This is a genomic window from Oceaniglobus trochenteri, from assembly GCF_020529025.1.
Lineage (GTDB): Bacteria > Pseudomonadota > Alphaproteobacteria > Rhodobacterales > Rhodobacteraceae > Oceaniglobus > Oceaniglobus trochenteri.
The window spans coordinates 32,267-48,525 of sequence record NZ_JACNMM010000006.1; the positions used below are offsets into that span (position 1 = coordinate 32,267).

The 16,259-nt window shown below is 63.7% G+C and carries 18 protein-coding genes; 6 read left to right on the forward strand and 12 right to left on the reverse strand.

Annotation, left to right across the window (positions count from 1 at the left end):
• Positions 1–55: 55 nt before the first annotated feature.
• The gene (locus H7828_RS11320; RefSeq protein WP_226781145.1) at positions 56–1,438 is read right to left on the reverse strand and encodes a beta strand repeat-containing protein; all 1,383 of its coding nucleotides are present in this window, start codon (positions 1,436–1,438) and stop codon (positions 56–58) included.
• A 537-nt stretch (positions 1,439–1,975) separates the two neighbouring features.
• Here H7828_RS11320 and H7828_RS11325 point away from each other — a divergent pair.
• The 6 genes from H7828_RS11325 to H7828_RS11350 all read left to right on the forward strand — a co-directional run bounded on the left by H7828_RS11325 (position 1,976) and on the right by H7828_RS11350 (position 6,045).
• On the forward strand, positions 1,976–2,461 hold the full coding sequence (locus H7828_RS11325; protein ID WP_226781146.1) for a curli assembly protein CsgF: 486 nt from the start codon (positions 1,976–1,978) through the stop codon (positions 2,459–2,461).
• Positions 2,462–2,517: 56 nt separating this feature from the next.
• Positions 2,518–3,579: a CsgG/HfaB family protein gene (locus tag H7828_RS11330; RefSeq protein ID WP_226781147.1), complete on the forward strand. Its 1,062-nt coding sequence runs from the start codon at positions 2,518–2,520 to the stop codon at positions 3,577–3,579.
• A gap of 159 nt (positions 3,580–3,738) precedes the next feature.
• Complete coding sequence (locus tag H7828_RS11335; protein WP_226781148.1) at positions 3,739–4,230, forward strand: hypothetical protein; 492 nt, start codon at positions 3,739–3,741, stop codon at positions 4,228–4,230.
• Positions 4,231–4,388: 158 nt separating this feature from the next.
• Positions 4,389–4,901: a hypothetical protein gene (locus H7828_RS11340; RefSeq protein WP_226781149.1), complete on the forward strand. Its 513-nt coding sequence runs from the start codon at positions 4,389–4,391 to the stop codon at positions 4,899–4,901.
• An 11-nt stretch (positions 4,902–4,912) separates the two neighbouring features.
• Positions 4,913–5,281 carry a curli-like amyloid fiber formation chaperone CsgH gene (gene csgH / locus H7828_RS11345; RefSeq protein WP_226781150.1) on the forward strand — a complete coding sequence of 123 codons (369 nt, stop codon included), beginning with the start codon at positions 4,913–4,915 and terminating at the stop codon, positions 5,279–5,281.
• Between the two features lie 26 nt (positions 5,282–5,307).
• Complete coding sequence (locus H7828_RS11350) at positions 5,308–6,045, forward strand: hypothetical protein (RefSeq protein ID WP_226781151.1); 738 nt, start codon at positions 5,308–5,310, stop codon at positions 6,043–6,045.
• A 75-nt stretch (positions 6,046–6,120) separates the two neighbouring features.
• Here H7828_RS11350 and H7828_RS11355 read toward each other — a convergent pair whose 3' ends face one another.
• The 11 genes from H7828_RS11355 to H7828_RS11405 all read right to left on the reverse strand — a co-directional run bounded on the left by H7828_RS11355 (position 6,121) and on the right by H7828_RS11405 (position 16,157).
• The gene (locus H7828_RS11355) at positions 6,121–7,524 is read right to left on the reverse strand and encodes a glycoside hydrolase family 140 protein (protein ID WP_226781152.1); all 1,404 of its coding nucleotides are present in this window, start codon (positions 7,522–7,524) and stop codon (positions 6,121–6,123) included.
• Between the two features lie 16 nt (positions 7,525–7,540).
• The gene (locus H7828_RS11360; RefSeq protein ID WP_226781153.1) at positions 7,541–8,839 is read right to left on the reverse strand and encodes a TRAP transporter large permease; all 1,299 of its coding nucleotides are present in this window, start codon (positions 8,837–8,839) and stop codon (positions 7,541–7,543) included.
• Positions 8,836–9,399: a TRAP transporter small permease gene (locus H7828_RS11365; protein ID WP_226781154.1), complete on the reverse strand. Its 564-nt coding sequence runs from the start codon at positions 9,397–9,399 to the stop codon at positions 8,836–8,838. Before H7828_RS11365 ends, H7828_RS11360 begins: the two co-directional genes overlap by 4 nt.
• A gap of 76 nt (positions 9,400–9,475) precedes the next feature.
• A complete protein-coding gene (gene dctP, locus H7828_RS11370; protein WP_226781155.1) occupies positions 9,476–10,483 on the reverse strand; it encodes a TRAP transporter substrate-binding protein DctP in 1,008 nt (335 codons plus the stop codon).
• A 71-nt stretch (positions 10,484–10,554) separates the two neighbouring features.
• A complete protein-coding gene (locus H7828_RS11375; RefSeq protein ID WP_226781156.1) occupies positions 10,555–11,079 on the reverse strand; it encodes a type II 3-dehydroquinate dehydratase in 525 nt (174 codons plus the stop codon).
• Positions 11,080–11,095: 16 nt separating this feature from the next.
• Positions 11,096–11,845 (reverse strand): SDR family NAD(P)-dependent oxidoreductase, encoded by a 750-nt coding sequence (locus H7828_RS11380; protein ID WP_226781157.1) that lies wholly within the window; start codon positions 11,843–11,845, stop codon positions 11,096–11,098.
• Positions 11,842–12,612, reverse strand: a complete 771-nt coding sequence (locus tag H7828_RS11385) for an alpha/beta fold hydrolase (RefSeq protein WP_226781158.1) — start codon at positions 12,610–12,612, stop codon at positions 11,842–11,844. Before H7828_RS11385 ends, H7828_RS11380 begins: the two co-directional genes overlap by 4 nt.
• The gene (locus tag H7828_RS11390) at positions 12,609–13,826 is read right to left on the reverse strand and encodes a CaiB/BaiF CoA transferase family protein (RefSeq protein ID WP_226781159.1); all 1,218 of its coding nucleotides are present in this window, start codon (positions 13,824–13,826) and stop codon (positions 12,609–12,611) included. Before H7828_RS11390 ends, H7828_RS11385 begins: the two co-directional genes overlap by 4 nt.
• Positions 13,823–14,608, reverse strand: a complete 786-nt coding sequence (locus H7828_RS11395; protein WP_226781160.1) for an IclR family transcriptional regulator — start codon at positions 14,606–14,608, stop codon at positions 13,823–13,825. The genes H7828_RS11390 and H7828_RS11395 overlap by 4 nt, the downstream gene beginning before the upstream one ends.
• Positions 14,605–15,750 carry a thiolase family protein gene (locus H7828_RS11400; protein ID WP_226781161.1) on the reverse strand — a complete coding sequence of 382 codons (1,146 nt, stop codon included), beginning with the start codon at positions 15,748–15,750 and terminating at the stop codon, positions 14,605–14,607. Before H7828_RS11400 ends, H7828_RS11395 begins: the two co-directional genes overlap by 4 nt.
• Positions 15,747–16,157, reverse strand: coding sequence for a Zn-ribbon domain-containing OB-fold protein (locus H7828_RS11405; RefSeq protein ID WP_226781162.1), 411 nt, complete (start codon positions 16,155–16,157; stop codon positions 15,747–15,749). Before H7828_RS11405 ends, H7828_RS11400 begins: the two co-directional genes overlap by 4 nt.
• Between the last annotated feature and the right edge of the window lie 102 nt (positions 16,158–16,259).

Sequence of the window (16,259 nt, forward strand, 5' to 3'; positions counted from 1 at the left end):
ATTGAGGTATGGACCGGGCGAAGATTGCTTCGCCCGGCCCCGCGATACGGTCAGATCAGTTCTGAACGATACCGGCGTTGTTGGCGCCGCCAGTCTGGTTGAACGAGGCGAAGTTGCCATTGCTCAGCTGGGCCACGGCAGCCTGGTTGCCCGAAATGGCACCGGTGCTGTCCTGACGGCCAACGGTTTCGTTGCTGTCGCCCATCTGGTAGATCGAGAAGCCGTTGTTGTCGCCGATAACGTCCAGCGTCGCGATGTTCAGGTCACCGATCTGGCGGATTTCACCCGAGACAAGACCGTTGGCCGAGGCAACGGTGTCGGCATCCCCCGCGAAGGAGAAGGGCGAGCCGTTGAAGTTGCCCGTGATCGTCAGGTTGGTGGTGTTGGTGTCGCCCTGCTGGAACACACCGGCGTTGTTGCTGTTACCGGTCACCGCGCCCAGGTTCAGCGTGTTGAAGTTGCCGTCCTGGTAAACGCCGATCTGGTTGCTGTCGCCAGCCAGCGAAATGCCCACCGCGCTGTTGGAGTTGCCCAGTTGGGTGATCCCGAAGCCGTTGTCATCGCCGCTCATCGAGATGTTGGCATTGTTGTTCATGCCATCCTGAATGATCGCGCTGTTGGTTGCGCCGACGTTTCCGGCTGCATTGACCAGCTTGCCGGTTCCGTTGCCGCTGCCGTTCAGCACGCCGTTGTCTTCGCCGGTCTGCGAAACCACGGCGATGTTGCCGCTGCCGTCCTGATCGACCAGCGCGATCTGGTTGCCTTCACCCGACTGGTCAAGATCGGCCGAGTTGGCGGTGCCGTTCTGGAACACGCCACCATCGACGCGCGCGCCGCGGTCAGAGGTGCTGCCGCCAACGGTCTGGCTGCCGATGACGTTGGCGCCAAAGCCGCCCGGGCCGCCATTGGTGGAACGATCCTGCACGATGGTCAGGACGTTGGAATCGGCAGCATTCGCACCGGTTCCGGTGTTGATCTGCTCGATGACGGCGATGACGTTGCCAAAGCGGGTCTCGTTGCCGGTGCCCACGCCCGGCGCCGTAGCGGTCTGGGTCACGGTGGCCGAGTTGGTGGTGGCTGTCGCGCCGGCAGCGCCGGTCTGCTGCAGCACGTTCAGGAAGTTGGAGGTGGACGACTGGGTGATGTCGGCCACATTGCGGTCACCGATCTGGTCGATGCCGGGGTTGCCGTTCTTGCTGGTGGCGCCGGCCTGGTTGCCATTGCCGGACTGATCCAGGTCGAAGTCGTTGTTGTCACCGGTCTGGGTGATGACGCCACCGGAACGACCGGCATTGTTGTTGTCGCCTGTCTGTTCGATCAGCGCGCTGTTCGATGCACCTGTCTGCGACAGATACGCGTCGTTTCCATCGGCAAGGGCAGGAACCATCGACAGGGTCAGCGCTGTCGAGGCGGCGAGGGTAATTCTGGTCAATTTCATGCTCTTCTCCCAAAGCGTTAAAGCAGGTGCTGCACACCTGATGGCGGCTTCAGACAAGGTTGGCTTTGTGGATCAGGGTATCGTTCGGCCAAAAGCCGGTTCAAATCCTGACATCAATCCGTTCTGAATTCGGTTTACCAGGAGGGCGACAAGCAGCGATGCCCCCGAGAAATCAATAAGCCGACAATCCACCCCGTCTAAAAACTCTTCCTGACAATTACCAAAGCGTCGTGTTCAAGGCAAACAATTTACAAAATATTGCCTTAATTGGAACGCATGTAACCGGAAGGCGAAACGATCCGCTGGTATTGCAGTGATTTTTTCCTTTTCCGGAAGATACCAAATTCCGCAATTCAACCTAAGGTAGAATTAATTAATTGCAATTCCCTGTAAGTTGCGCGGCGGCAACAAAAACAAACCTGAATACCTTGGGTCATTCCAAAAGTTGCGAATCAGTGCTAATCCTCGGACACGGATTTTTTACCCGCAGTTCCGGCCGACAAGCCGCCCAGGAAGACGCGGGGCAAGAGGGACAGGATGAAGACTATATATAACGTATGCTGTCGGCGGATCGCGCTGGCCTCGGCTTTGGGGGTTTTGGCCCTTCCGGCACTGGCACAGGATCTGGTCTATACGCCGATCAATCCGTCCTTCGGCGGAAACAGCCTGAACTCCAGTCACCTTCTTTCCATTGCCAACGCACAACGCGATGCCACCGCCCGCGACGCCGATGATGGCAGCGGCAATGGCGACGGCACCGGCGGCGGTGGCGAAACGCCGGGCGTTTCCGATGCCGATCTATTCGTCCGCCAATTGGAAGGGCGGCTTCTGTCGGCGCTTGCCGGTCAGGTCACTTCGGCAATCTTCGGGGATACGCCCCAGGATTCCGGTATCGTGACCTTCGGAACGACAACGGTTTCCTTTGACCGCTCCATTGACAGCATCCGGCTGGTCATCGCAGATTCGCTCGACGGGACAGTGACCGAGATCATCGTGCCTCAGCTGGTGACGGGCGGCTCTTGAGTGCGCCTGCCAATCGGGCCCGCGGGCCAGGAAATTCGAAGTCGAGGAACGAATAGATGATCAAGCGTACCTTCAATACCATGGCGGCGGTCGGGCTGATGGTCGGGCTTGGCGCCTGCACCACGCTGACCGATCTGTCCGAAGGCCCCTACCCCGCGGAATTCAGCCAGATCACGCCGCAGAACCGCGCCTTGCGCGAAGTTCCGGCACCGGCCCGTCGCATCACCGTGTCGGTCTATGATTTCCCCGACCTGACAGGCCAGTACAAGGAGCCGGCGAACGTGCAATCGCTGTCGCGTGCGGTCAGCCAGGGTGGCGCGCCGATGCTGATCAAGGCACTTCAGGATGCCGGAGAGCGGCGCTGGTTCACGGTTCTTGACCGTTCGAACCTCGAATCCCTGATCCGCGAACGCCAGATCGTCACCGAGATGCGCCGCATCTACCGGGGCGAGCAGAACGTGAACCCCGATGCCCTTGCCCCGCTGGATCATTCCGGAATCATCCTTCAGGGCGGCATCATCGGCTATGACAGCAACACGATGACCGGTGGCTATGGCGCGCGCTATCTTGGCGTGGGCGGCGACCGGAAGTGGAAGCTTGATATCGTCACCGTGTCCCTGCGCGCCGTTTCAACCAACACGGGCGAGGTTCTGGCCAGCGTCGTGGTGCGCAAGCCGATTGCCTCGATCTCGGATCGCGGCTCGATCTTCCGCTATGTCGCGCTGGACGAACTGCTTGAGGCCGAAGCCGGTGTCGCCGCCAACGAGCCAAAGCAGCTGGCGGTGGAACAGGCCATCGAAAAGGCCGTCATGGCCCTGATCGCCGAGGGGGCCGAACTGGGCATCTGGGATTTCGCCCATCCCGCTTCGGGCAGCGTGTTCATCAGCAACTATCGCGCGCAGAAGTATCGCGGCAACCCGCCGGGCACGGCCCAGCCTGTCGTCCTGCCGCAAACCGCCAATGCCGCGCGCACGGTCAAGACCCGCCCGGCCCGGCGCGAAACCCCGCGGCGCGTGACCCAGAAGGTGATCGAGCGGCGCCTGCCGCCTGCCCCGCAACCGGCGGAACCCGCGCCACCGCCGCCGCCCGCGGCGGAAACCGGCGAAACGGTCGGATGACATGATCCGGGGGTGGCCAGCAGCCACCCCTTTTCATTTTCGCTATCGCCACATTGTTTCCTCATCCCGTCCCCAACTGACCTTAAAGGCTCCGTATTGGGGCCGGATTTGAATGCGACCCTAGCCTTGTAGCAGAAAAAACTATAAGTTGAGGGCGCCATGACACAATACAACCTTAAATTGAATTACGCCGCCCGCCTAATTGGCGCCCTGGCCATTTTCACCTCGCTTTCCGGCGCGGCCGCCGCGGATCCGGAAAACAATGCGAACATCCTGGAAATCATCAATACCGGCCAGATGAATATCCTTTCCATCGCTCAATCCCCCGGCGCCGGACACAGTGCGCGCGTTACGATTTCCGGGCGCGGCAATGGTGCCCCGACCGAAGAATTTTCGGCAACGCCACGCTGGTTTCTGCCCATCGCCCCCGGAACGATTGAACAGACTGGCGAATCGCAGTTCGCCTCGCTTGAGGTTTCGGGCCTAGGAAACCTGTTTGCCATTCGCCAGAGCGGCGGATCGAACCATGTTTCCGGCGCCATTTCCGGCATCGCGAACCAGGCTGCCGTCATCCAGGCGGGTTTCAACAATCGCGCCGTCTTTACCCAGCAGGGCACCAACAACTTTGTGGCTATCAATCAGAGCATGTGATACCTTTCCGATACTTATTTGATTAAAGAGGTGTATCCATGTCATTTCCGTCGATGCGCTTTTCTGCCGCGCTCGCAGGCTTCGCTCTGATAGCCTCGCAAGGGATGGCAGATGGGAACCGGCTTTTCATTTCCCAGGACAACAGCCTTGCGCCTGCCGTGGGTAACACTCTTTTCGTCGATCAATCGCTGGCCTCGGGTTCGGTGATCAGCGGCGCCATCGGAAGCGAGACTTCGGCAACCCAGCAGGGCGATGGTAACACCGCCGAGATTACGATCGCCAATGTCGGCGGCCAAGTCGCGCTGAACCAGGTGGCCACGGGCAACGGGCCGGGCAACAGTGCCGCGGTCGATCTGTCGGGTCTTCTGGCTACCGGCATTCTGACGCAGACCGGTCTGGGCAACAATGGCACGCTGACCGTATCGGGCGCGAATGCCACCGGCCTGCTTGAACAGTTCGGCGACAACAACGATGGCAGCGTCAACGTGACCGGCCGCAATGCCCGCGCTCAACTTACGCAGGATGGCGACAACAACTCGACCGGTCTGACCGTGACCGGTGCGGATGCGAACGTGACGCTGACCCAGACCGGCAACAATATCGTTTCGACGCCTTCGGTCATCACCAACGGCGGCACGGTCATCATCAACCAGACCACGCTGAACCCGTGATCGGCCCCTCGATGCTGCGTGCCCTCCTGTTGGGAGCCCTCGTTGCGCTGTCCCCGGCGGCACAGGCGCAGGACACGGTTCTGGCCCTTCCCGAAATCGATATCGAGCCTCAAGACGGCATGCTGTCGATCTCGGGCCGGGTGACCGGTCTGGCCGAGGGAACGGTGACGGCAAGGCTGGCCATCGCCAAATCCGGCGCCGGGGGCACTGTGAACACCTCGCAGGGTGGCGAGATCGCGGTCAGCGCCGGCAGTTCCGACATCGTCGCCTCGACCCGGCTGTCGGCTGGCCCGGATGTCACGCTTGAGGTGACGTTGACACTTTGGGACGGAGAGGTTTCCATCGGATCGACAACGGTCACGCTCGGCCAGGCCAAGTGATCCAACAAGTAACCGGGAACCGCCGTATGAAGCGTTCAGTGCTATCCGCCCTCGCCCTTGCCCTAACCACCCTTCTGCCCCAGGGCGCCGCCGCCCAGACCGAACAGGATTTCATCAATGCCTTCGGGGGCGAATGGTACGTTTTCGAACCGTCCCAGCGGCAGGACGGTGACGTCTGCGCGATCACCCTTTCCAAGGAACGCAAGGACGATCTTCTGCCTGCCGTGACAAAGGGCTGCGCGGCACCGCTGTCGACAGCCGATAGCTGGTTGATCAACCAGGGCCAGATCGTTCTTTCCGCAGGAGAGGATGTGCTGGCGGTGATGGGCGGAAACCAGTTCCGCATCACCGGTGAACTGAGTGGCTCAAGCACGAGCCTTGTGATCGAACGCGCCCAGGGCGACGGAAACAGCGCCCGGATCGCCGCGGCCCTGCGCAAGCACAAGTGTTATTACCTGGGGTTCGGTCAGGACTGTGCCGAAAAATCCGATCTTTCCATTCCCGAGATGGCGGGCGAACCGCCGGTCGCGACCATCCGCACGCTGGCCAATCTGAACGCCCGCGCCCAGCCGCGCCGCGACGCGGCAACCATCGGCAATATCGCCCAGGGCACCGAAGTGCGGGTCAACCAGTGCCTGACCGCATCCGACGGCCCCTGGTGCCGCGCGCGGATCGGTGAGAACGTGATCTGGCTGGCCATGACCGCCCTGCGCCAGGATGAATGGCCGATCGTCACCTATCGCGCCGTCGCACCGGGCGAATAACCCCCTGGCGGGAATTTAACCGACAGGTTTGATACATCTGGGGGGCCGGTTTGCCCCCCTTTCCGTTTTTATGGTTCAGGCCTTGCGGATCACGATCAGGCTGTCGAGATCGCGGTCGGGCAGGAGCATGAGCCGGTCTTCGCGATCCTGGGTGAAACGGCGCTGGTCGGCGCCGCTTTCGGGGTCGATGATCCGCACCTCGATCCGGTCACAGTCCATGCCTGACAGGTCCAGCGTCACGATGTTGCGTACCGGCACATAGGCCAGCACCCATTCACCGCCCGTATCGCGCGCCACGCGGATATGGGCCGCCGGGTCAAGGTTGGTCTGACCGGCAAACTCCAGCCCGATCGCCATGCGGTCGGGCCAGGCAGCTTCCTGTCGGAAAGGGACGAACAACTCCTGCGCCGGCTCCAGCCTTCCCTGTCCCAGATCGGCCAACAGATCCTTCAGCAGCACAAGCTGCGACGAACCTGGCGCCGACAGGGCCTCGCGCCAATCGGGAAGCCCGCCTTCGTCCCAGGCATGGGGGCGGTCGCCGTCGCGCAGGACCTGGCGAATGGAATCGTGGCCATAGGTGAACCCCGCCGCCCCCGCCAGAACCGTGCGATAATAGGACTTGCGCACGTCATAGGCGGTGAACTGCGGCAGGAAGGCGCGGGCGCCCTTCGTGAAGGTGTGATGGGGCGTGCGCTGGCCGAAGACGAACATGCGCGCCGCCTCATAGTTCGGCTCCATGTCGATCACCGGCTTCCTGGGCGAGGTGCGGAACAACCGTTCGACATAGGTGTAACCGGGCACGTTGGGCTTGTAATGGCTGGTTTGCAGGGCGTTGAAATCCAGCCAGGCCTCGCTGTGGAAGATCTCGGACGACCCCAGCCCGTTGGGATAAAAGGTCACCAGCCGCTTGCCGCTGGCCCCGGCGCGGATGCCTTCGGCCATGGCGCGGATCGTGGCGGCCTGCTCCTGCTCCAGGATCGGGCTGTCGCCGCCCAGAACCCAGATCACGTTGTCGCAATCACCCAGGGCATCCGACAGGAAGCGGCAGTATTCGCGCCCCTTTTCGGCATCCATGATCACCGGCCCGGCCGAGTTGGAATGCGCGTTCCACTTGTCGCCCCAGGTGGGCAGCAGTGCCATGATCAGCCCGTGTTCGGCCGCCGCGCGGGTCATCGCCACCACATTGTCGATCCAGGCGGGGTTCATCCGCACGGCATACATGTCTTCTACGCTGGCAAAGGGGCGGTCGCCCGCGACGTTGGCGGTGTTGGGTTCGAACAGGTCGCGGAAGACGCAGGCCTGCACGGCGGTGAACCCCTTTTCGGCGCGGTCCGTGAACAGGGTGCGCGTGTCGGCTTCGTCAAGGTCGCAGAACAGGGTCCAGGCCGTGTCGGACAGGTAGAAGAACGGGCGTCCGTCTTCGTATTCAAGCCGGTGCCCATCGGCGGCGACGCGGGTGGCGAGGGTCGGTTCGTTCATGGAAACTCCTGAAGTGTCAGTTGGCGCTCATGCTGGGGATGAACAGCACGAGTTCGGGGATGAAGGTGACCAGCACGAGAACGACGATCATCACGCCGACGATGGGAATGATCTCTTTGATGATCTTGTGCAGCGGCACGCCCGACACCGCCGAGGTGATGAACAGCAGCCCCCCCACCGGCGGCGTCGAAAGCCCGATCATCATGTTCAGGATCAGCACGACCCCGAAATGCACCAGGTCGATGCCAAAGGCGTTGGCCATGGGAATGACCAGCGGCACGAAGACGATCAGCAGCACCATGGTGTCGATGATCATGCCCAGGGCCAGGAAGGCCAGGTTGACCAGCAACAGCAACATCAGCTTGGAGGATGAGAAATCCAGCAGCAGCGCCGTCAGGTGCTGGGACACCTGTTCGTAAGAGATGATGAAGGAAAAGGCGAAGGCGGCACCGATCTTGACCGCGACGATGGCCGTCATTTCCGCCGATTCCACCAGCACGACCCAAAGCCGCCGCAGCCCCATGTTGCGATAGATCACCATGCCGACAAAGACGGCCCAGACGGCGGCGATCGCTCCGCCTTCGGTTGGGGTGAACACGCCACCGTAGATGCCGGTCAGCAGGATCACCGGGGTGATCAGCGCGGGCAGCGCCTTCAGCGTCATCAGGACCCATTGCACGACCGTGATCTTCACGGTTTCCTTGGGATAGTTGCGGCGGTGGGCGATGTAGACGACGTAGGCCATCAGGAACAGCGCCAGCAGAACGCCGGGCACGATACCCCCAAGGAAAAGCGACCCGACCGAGGCCCCCGACAGCGTGGCATAGAGGATCATCGGAATGCTGGGCGGAAAGATCGGCCCGATGGTGGCCGAGGCGGCGGTGATGGCGCAGGCGAACCCGTCATCATAGCCACGCTTCTGCATGGCGCGGATCTCCATCAGGCCCAGCCCGGCAGCATCGGCTGTGGCCGCGCCCGACATCCCCGAAAAAATCAGCGAGGCGACGACGTTCACATGCCCCATGCCGCCCTTGAACCGCCCGACCAGCGTAAGCGCCCAGTTGAAGATCAGGTCGGTCACGCCGCCTTCGTTCATCACCCTTGCGGCAAAGATGAACAGCGGAATCGCGATCATCACGAACTTGACGTGAAGCTGACTGACGAACTGGGTCGTGACCATTTCGATGGTGGTCGCGGGGCCGGGTTCGATCATGAAATAGAAGACGCAGGCGGCCATCATGCCGATGGCAATGGGCATGCGGATACAGAAGGTGACGACGAAAACCGCCACGAATACGATGAATGCGATGCTCACAATCCGCGCTCCATTTCTACGTTGTCCGTGTGATCGCCCGGCAGGTGGCGCGGGGGATAGGGTGGGCCGGCGCGCAATTCACGCAGGTCGCGCAGGATGCGGGCGGCAAAGCGCAGGATCAGTGCGGCCAGAAGAACCATGAAGGGCGCGTAGACCAGGCTCATCTTGATGGGCAGCACGAAGGACGAGCGGAAGTTCATGTAGCTGATGTACTGGATCGACGGCACCACAAGGGCCAGCAGCGCCACCAGAAGGATGGTGTGGCCGATCACGTCGGAAATGCGCTTGCCACGGACCGACAGGCGTTCGTGGATCATGTCGAACCGGATCAGCCGTTCGTCACGCTCGGCATAGCCGACGCCGAAACAGACCAGCCAGAGGAAGAAGAAACCGACCATTTCCTCGGGCCAGGCAAGCGAGCGGAAGAAATAGCGGCAGATGATCTGAAGCAGGAATACCGTCACGATACCCAGCAGAAGCGCCGCGGGAAGGTGTTTTTCGATGAGGTCGAGCGCAAAGCGCCCCGCCTTCAGCCATCGGTGTTTCGCGGTGTCATCCATCGCGGTGCGTTCCTGTGAAAATGGGGAAAGGTCCGCGCGCCACGGAATGGGCGCGCGGTGGGGAAATCGGGCCGGATCAGTCGGCCATGTCGCGGATGGCCTGGAGAATCTCCATGTCCCATTGCGCGGTGATTTCGGGGTGGCTTTCGTAATAGGCGCGGGCGTGCTCGATGAAGGCTTCCTTGTCGGGCTCGACGATTTCGATTCCCATCGCCTTGAATTCATCCAGCAGCGATTGTTCGCCCTGCTTGATCAGGTCGCTGGCATAGGCGTGCGCCTCGTCGGCGGCCTGCTGAACCCAGCCCTTTTCCTCGTCACTCAGCGACTGCCAGACCTGTTCGTTGATGGCATAGTGCAGGTTCCAGACCAGGTGATCGGTCAGGACGAGCTGCTTGGTCTGCTCGACGAAACCCATGGCCTTGCTGACGGTCAGCCCGTTGTCCTGACCATCGACGGTGCCGGTCTGCATCGCCAGGTAGGTTTCGTTGAAGGCCACCGGCGTCGGATCGGCGCCCAATGCCTCGCCCAGGGCGATCCAGGACGGATAGTTCGCCATCCGCAGCTTCACGCCTTTCAGATCCTCGGGGGTCATGACCGTGCGGTCCACGTTCTTGCTCAGCGAAAGCTGGCGGGTGCCGTAATAGACCATGCCGTTCAGGATGCGGACATTGGCCTTTTGCGCGATCTCGTCGAAGATCTTCTTGGCCACGTCGCTGTTCCAGAAGCGTTCTGCATGTTCGACGCTTTCGAAGATATAGGCCGAGATGAACATGCCCGAATAGGGCACCTGCTCGGAAAAGCTGGACATGCCGGTATCGGCAAGCTGCACCTGGCCGCGCGCCAGGGCATCGCCGCCCGCGCCCTGGGAAAACAGCTGACCGCTGTCATAGACGGTCATCTTCAGCTTGCCGTCCGAAAGTTCGCCCAACCGCTCGGAGAACAGCCGTGCGCCCTTGGCGATCGGATCTTCCGGCACCATGATGGTCGAGAATGTCAGCTCGCGCTCCTGCGCGGCCAATGGTGCCGCGCTCAGCATCGCACCGACCGCAAGCGCCGTCATCGTTTTCAGGAATGTGTGTTTCATGTCGTTCCTCCGCATTTCGGCCCCCTGTGAAGGGCCACGCCCGGGCCGTGGCTGGCGTGGCGCCGCTCTGTTCAGTCCTGCGCGCCCAGGAAGGTCGCGTCGTCCAGCGCCTGGACCATGGCCAGCAGCGCGCCGGAATAGCTGTATTGGCGCATCCCCATGCACATGCCGGTGGCCGAATGGGTGAAGGTCGAGATCAGCTTGCCGCTGTTCAGTCCCCGGGGCATGGCCGGTTCGGCCGAGATATTGGCGAAATGCACCTCGATCACCGGGCGTTCGCTGTCCTGCAGCGCGTGGCGGATCGCCTCGCCGATGGTGGTGGCTCCGGCGGGATTGATGATATAGCCATCGACCCGATGCGCGCTTTCGTGGATGAATTCCAGGATCGCGCCCTGATAGTTCGACGCGAAGGTTTCGATCTCGACCCCCAGGTCGTTGCCGAAACCGGTGACGAAATCCTGCAGATCCTTGAGCGAGGCGATGGTGCCGTAAACCTGCTTCGACCGGTTGCCCAGCGATGTCATGTTCGGCCCGTCGATGACGGCGATCTTGTGTTTCCGGTTGCCGGACCGGGTGATGTTGAACGTATGGCTCATTCGCGTTTTCCTTCTTTCATTTCCTGAGACGGATGGTGCCCATGCCGCCGTCGACCTCGATCGTGGTGCCGGTGGTCGAACGTGCGGCGGGGCTGGCAAGATAGACGACCGCATGGCCGATTTCGGCGGGGTCCAGCATCTTGCCCGTGGGCTGGCGGGCGTCGAGACTGGCGCGCAATGCGGCGGGGTGGTCGGCGCGGGCGATGATCTGGCCCATGAAGGGCGTGTCCACCGTGGCGGGGGCGATGGCGTTCACGCGGATGCCCTCGCCCACCAGATCGGCCGAAAGGGCCAGCATCAGCCCTTGCACCGCCCCCTTCGAGGCGGAGTAGAGCGCGCGTTCGGGAATGCCGTTCAGCGCCGAACAGGACGACATGACAATGACCGAAGCAGCGTTAGAGCAGCGCAACCAGGGCAGGGCCGCGCGCATCACCCGCATCTGCCCGAAGACGTTGATGTCGAAGACCCGGCGCCAGTCGTCCTCGGTTCCGTCCTCGATCCCGCCGACAAAGCTGACCCCGGCATTGTTCACCAGAACGTCAAGGCGCCCATGCGTCCCGCAAAACCCGTCGATGGCAGCGCTTACCGCGCCCTGATCGGTCACATCGGCCTTCAGGGCATGGGCGCCTTCGGGCAGATCCGTCAGGTCGCGGTCGAGGATGCCCACCACGGCGCCTTGGGCCAGCAGGGCCTCGGCGCTGGCGCGCCCGATGCCCGAACCGCCGCCGGTGACGATGGCGACACGTCCTGTCAGTGAATTGCTCATGTCATCCCCTCGATGAAGGCGGTGATTTCGGTGGCGACGGCCTGGGGCTGTTCCAGAAGCCCCATGTGCCCCGCGCCATCGACATTGGCCCGTTGCACCGCAACCCCGGCCCCTTCAAGGGTGGCTGCGATGTGATCCAGAACGGCGGGGGGCGTCGAAAGATCGTCGCCGAAGGACAGCACCAGCGTCGCTGGCCAGGGGCGTGTCACCGCGCCGTAACCGGCAAAGGTGGCAAAGGCCCGCCAGGCGGCGTCGAACCCCTCGGGCGTCAGGCGGTGCAATGCGGCGCGCGCGCGGGCGATGGCCGCCTCGTCGGTCGAGGCGCCGAACCAGCGCTGCACGGTCTCTGCCTCGATCCCGGCGATGCCGCCATGGGCCACGGCACAGGCGCGGCTGGCAAACAGCGCACTGCCCTCGGACGGGGTGGCGGCCAGGGTCAGGCTGGCGAAGCGCCCGGGCAGGCGGGCGGCAAGATCGGCCGCGACCGCGCCGCCCATGGAGAACCCCGCCAGATGCACCGGCCCGTCCAGTTGCGCAACAGCAGCCTCGGCATCCTCCACCAGTTGCGCCCAATCCCGCACCGGTTGGCCCGCTGCCGCGCCATGTCCGCGCTGATCGTAGGAGACGACCCGCCATCCCGCCCCCAGCGCATCGGCCAGCCCGGCGTGGAATTCAGCCGATTGGCCCAGCGGGTGCAGGCACAGCAGCGTCCGGCCCGCGCCCTTGTCGAACCAGCGGGTCTGCATGCCGTTGATGTCGGCCCTCACTGGCCCCGTTCCTTCAGAACACCGGCCTTGCGCATGGCGTCAACCTCGGCCGAGGCGGCGCCAAGCCAGTCGGAGAGCACGCTTTCGGCATCGCCTCCCAGGGCGGGGGGATACCCGGCCGGGGCGGGCACGCCCTGCCCCATGCGGATCGGGCTGCCCACCACGTCGACCCCTTCGGCCAGTTCCACGATCATGCCGCGCCCGGACTGGCGGGCATCGTCCAGGGCCTCGGGCACCGTGCGGATCAGGGCGTTGGGCACGTCGTGTTCAGTCAGAAGGTCGGCCCATTCCTCGCCGTTGCGGGCCAGGAAGGCGGGCTCCAGTTCAGCCCAGAGCGCGACGCGGTTGGCAAGGCGCGATGGACCGTCGGCAAAGCGCGGATCATCGACAAGATCGGACCGCCCCAGGGCGGCGCAAAGCCCCTTCCACATCTTTTCGGTGTTCGCGGTCACGGCAATGTCGCGCCCGTCGCCCGCGGTGAAGGTGCGGTAGGTCGGGATCGAATCGTGCCCCGCCCCCTGCCGCCCCGGCTTTGCCCCGCCGATCAGCGCATAGGCCGATTGATAGGACAGCATGGAAAGCTGGCAATCCAGCATGGCCACGTCGATGTGCCGCCCCTGCCCGGTGATCCCGCGCTGCACCAGCGCGGCATTGATCGCCACCGCGGCGTAAAGGCCGGCCACCGTATCGCCCGCCGGAATGCCCAGCCGAACCGATTTGCCCTCGGGTTCGCCGGTCAGGGACATGACCCCCGACAGGGCCTGGACGATCATGTCATAGGCCGGGCGGTTGGCCCAGGGCCCCTCAAGCCCGAAGCCGGTGATCGAGGCCCAGATCAGGCCCGGGTGCTGCTTGCGCAGGGCCGCGATGTCCAGCCCAAGGCGGGCGGGCACATCGGGGCGGAAATTCTCGACCACCACATCGACGGTGCCGATCAGGCGCCGCACAAGGGCGATGCCCTCGGGGTGCTTCATGTCCACGGACACCGACCGTTTCGACCGGTTGCTGGCCAGGAAATAGGCGCTGTCCCTGTCCACGAAATAGGGCGGGATGTGGCGGCTGCTGTCGCCCGAGGGCGGCTCCAGCTTCACCACGTCGGCCCCGAGATCGGCCAGGATCTGGGTGCAGAACGGCCCAGACAGGAAGGTGGTCAGATCGAGAACCCTCAGCCCCGAAAGCGGGGCCTGACCGGTTTGGCTTGCCTGTTGCGTCATGGCATGCGCCCCCCAAGTTGCAATGTCAGCTCTTTTGCCGCCACCGCGATCTCCTGCCCCAGTTCGGCGGGCGCCACGTCGGGCGCCCTGTCGCGCGGCATGGTCATGCAGACCGTGCCAAGAATGCCCTGGGGGCCAAAGACCGGCGCCGCGATCCCCAGTGCATCAGGAAGCTTTTCGCCGTGGGAGACGGCAAAGCCCTGTTGGCGGATCTGCGCCAGTTCAGCCAGAAGCGTTTCGCGGTCGGGCGTGGATTGCCCTGTGGCGGGCGATGCGCCCTCTTCATACAGGATCTTCACGATATCCTCTTCGGGCAGGTAGGCCAGCGCCGCCTTGCCCGATGCCCCCCAGACCATGCTGAGCGGCGTGTTCATCTCGATCCGGTACAAAAGCCGCTTCTGCCCGTCGGCGCGGGCGGCAAAGCTGATGCGCCGCTCGCGTGCCATGTAAAGCGCGAAGAGGATCGTTTCGTCGTACCGCTGGGCAATCTTGCCGATGGCGCGCAGCGCGATGGTCGAGGGGCTGACCTGTGCGGTGATGCGTGCCGCGACGCGATAGAACTGCGGGCCCACCGAATAGGTCGAAGTTTGCGGATCGTGGGTGGCGAAACCGCCATCCACCAGCAGGTTGAGCAGCCGATGCACCGTGGACGGCGCAAGCCCCAGCTTGTCAGCGGCATGGCGCACCGATACCGGGCCGTCGGAATCGGCCAGGAAGACCAGCATGTTCAGCACCCTTTGGGCGGTGCCGGTCGGGGATTTGGTGTCGTCGCCGTCGTTCATGCCACGGCCTCAAGCAGGTGAATCGTGCAGGCGCCGTGATCCATGCCGGAAATGCCGCCGCCGGTCACATGGGTCAGCGCGGTGCGCGCGCTGTCGATCTGGCGTGCGCCGGCCTGGCCGGTCAGGTGCCAGAACGCCTCGACCGCCTGCGCCACGCCCGATGCGCCCACCGGATGCCCCTTGGCCAGAAGCCCGCCCGAGGGATTGACCACCACCTTGCCCCCATAGGTGGTGGCGCCGTCCCGCAACAGGGCGGCCGATTCCCCTTCGGGGCACAGGCCCAACGCCTCGTAATAGACCAGTTCGGCGATGGTGAAGGCGTCGTGCAGTTCGACCATGTCCAGGGATTCGGGGCCGAAACCCGCCGCCTCGTAGGCATCCTTTGCGCCGTGCACGGTGATTTCCGGGCGCAGCATGTGACGAAAGCCGGTGGTCGCCTTGCCCGAATGCAGGACCGAGGCCGCAACCCGCGCACCGGCAACGCCCATCCGGCGGCGCCGCGCCTCGCTGACCAAAACCACCGCCGCCGCGCCGTCGCCCGTGGGGCAGCATTGCAGCAGGGTCAGCGGCTCGGCAATGGGCCGCGAGGCCAGAACCTCCTCGGCGCTGACAGGCTTGCGGAACTGGGCAAAGGGGTTGGCCACGCCATGGCGGCGGGCCTTGACGCTGACCTGCGCCAGAATGTCCGGGGTTTCGCCCCTTTCGTGCAGGTAACGCCGGGCGCGCATGGCATAAAGCGCGGGCATCACCATGCCGCGTTGCACCTCGGGGTCTTCCTCGACCAGGGGCAGGGTGCCGCCGCCGAACTGGGTCAGCTTGTCGACCCCGATCACGAGGGCGGCGTCGGTGCGCCCCTCTTCGATGTCGCGGGCGGCCAGATGCAGCGCCGTCGCACCGCCGGAGCAGGCATTGTCGACGTTGACCACCGGCACGCCGCCGATGCCCAGATCCTTGACGATGCGCTGACCGGTCAGCATGCCACCGAAGGCATGACCACAGGTGACCGACCCGATATCGGCAGGCGCAAGACCGGCCGAGGACAGCGCCCGCAGGACGGCGGGCACGGCAAGGCCCGGATAGCTTGAGGCGCGATGCTTGCCCATGGGAATCATGCCCGCGCCGATGATGACCGCCTGTGTCATGCCCGCGCCTCCGCCCACCAGTCATCGCCATCGGCGCGCAGAGTCACCGGCATGTCGCAGGCCAGCGATTCGCCCCGGACCACCGCCAGAACGCGCAGCCCCTCGGGAAAGTCGATGTAGCCCAGCGAATAGGGCACTTCGCGCGTGGCGGAAACGTGAATCGTCGAGAAGGAATAAAGGGTTGCGTCGGGGCCGAAATGTTCGGGCGCCATGTCGCGCGCGCCGGTTTCGGGGCAGACGGGCCGCGCCGGAAAGGCCGCGACGCCCGAGGATTGCGACCGCGCCCCCACAAGGCGGACGATGCCGTCCCGCACCTCGATCTGCGCCCCGTCTTCTTCCAGATCCGGGAACGGAAGGATGGTCGCGTCGGCGGCTTCGCCTGCCGGTATCGCGGAAATGTCGTTCATCGGGCCCTCCAGTCATTGTTCCGTTCATTGGAACACCATTCCATTATTGTTGACGCCACCATCGCGGTCAAGCTAAAGATTGATCCAAGGGTGCCGCGGTCA

Bases quoted from the DNA above. Each gene is read 5' to 3' on its own strand.
- H7828_RS11320 (WP_226781145.1), bottom strand. From the start codon at position 1,438: ATGAAATTGACCAGAATTACCCTCGCCGCCTCGACAGCGCTGACCCTG.
- H7828_RS11325 (WP_226781146.1), top strand. From the start codon at position 1,976: ATGAAGACTATATATAACGTATGCTGTCGGCGGATCGCGCTGGCCTCG.
- H7828_RS11330 (WP_226781147.1), top strand. From the start codon at position 2,518: ATGATCAAGCGTACCTTCAATACCATGGCGGCGGTCGGGCTGATGGTC.
- H7828_RS11335 (WP_226781148.1), top strand. From the start codon at position 3,739: ATGACACAATACAACCTTAAATTGAATTACGCCGCCCGCCTAATTGGC.
- csgH (WP_226781150.1), top strand. From the start codon at position 4,913: ATGCTGCGTGCCCTCCTGTTGGGAGCCCTCGTTGCGCTGTCCCCGGCG.
- H7828_RS11350 (WP_226781151.1), top strand. From the start codon at position 5,308: ATGAAGCGTTCAGTGCTATCCGCCCTCGCCCTTGCCCTAACCACCCTT.
- H7828_RS11355 (WP_226781152.1), bottom strand. From the start codon at position 7,524: ATGAACGAACCGACCCTCGCCACCCGCGTCGCCGCCGATGGGCACCGG.
- H7828_RS11365 (WP_226781154.1), bottom strand. From the start codon at position 9,399: ATGGATGACACCGCGAAACACCGATGGCTGAAGGCGGGGCGCTTTGCG.
- dctP (WP_226781155.1), bottom strand. From the start codon at position 10,483: ATGAAACACACATTCCTGAAAACGATGACGGCGCTTGCGGTCGGTGCG.
- H7828_RS11375 (WP_226781156.1), bottom strand. From the start codon at position 11,079: ATGAGCCATACGTTCAACATCACCCGGTCCGGCAACCGGAAACACAAG.
- H7828_RS11380 (WP_226781157.1), bottom strand. From the start codon at position 11,845: ATGAGCAATTCACTGACAGGACGTGTCGCCATCGTCACCGGCGGCGGT.
- H7828_RS11390 (WP_226781159.1), bottom strand. From the start codon at position 13,826: ATGACGCAACAGGCAAGCCAAACCGGTCAGGCCCCGCTTTCGGGGCTG.
- H7828_RS11395 (WP_226781160.1), bottom strand. From the start codon at position 14,608: ATGAACGACGGCGACGACACCAAATCCCCGACCGGCACCGCCCAAAGG.
- H7828_RS11400 (WP_226781161.1), bottom strand. From the start codon at position 15,750: ATGACACAGGCGGTCATCATCGGCGCGGGCATGATTCCCATGGGCAAG.
- H7828_RS11405 (WP_226781162.1), bottom strand. From the start codon at position 16,157: ATGAACGACATTTCCGCGATACCGGCAGGCGAAGCCGCCGACGCGACC.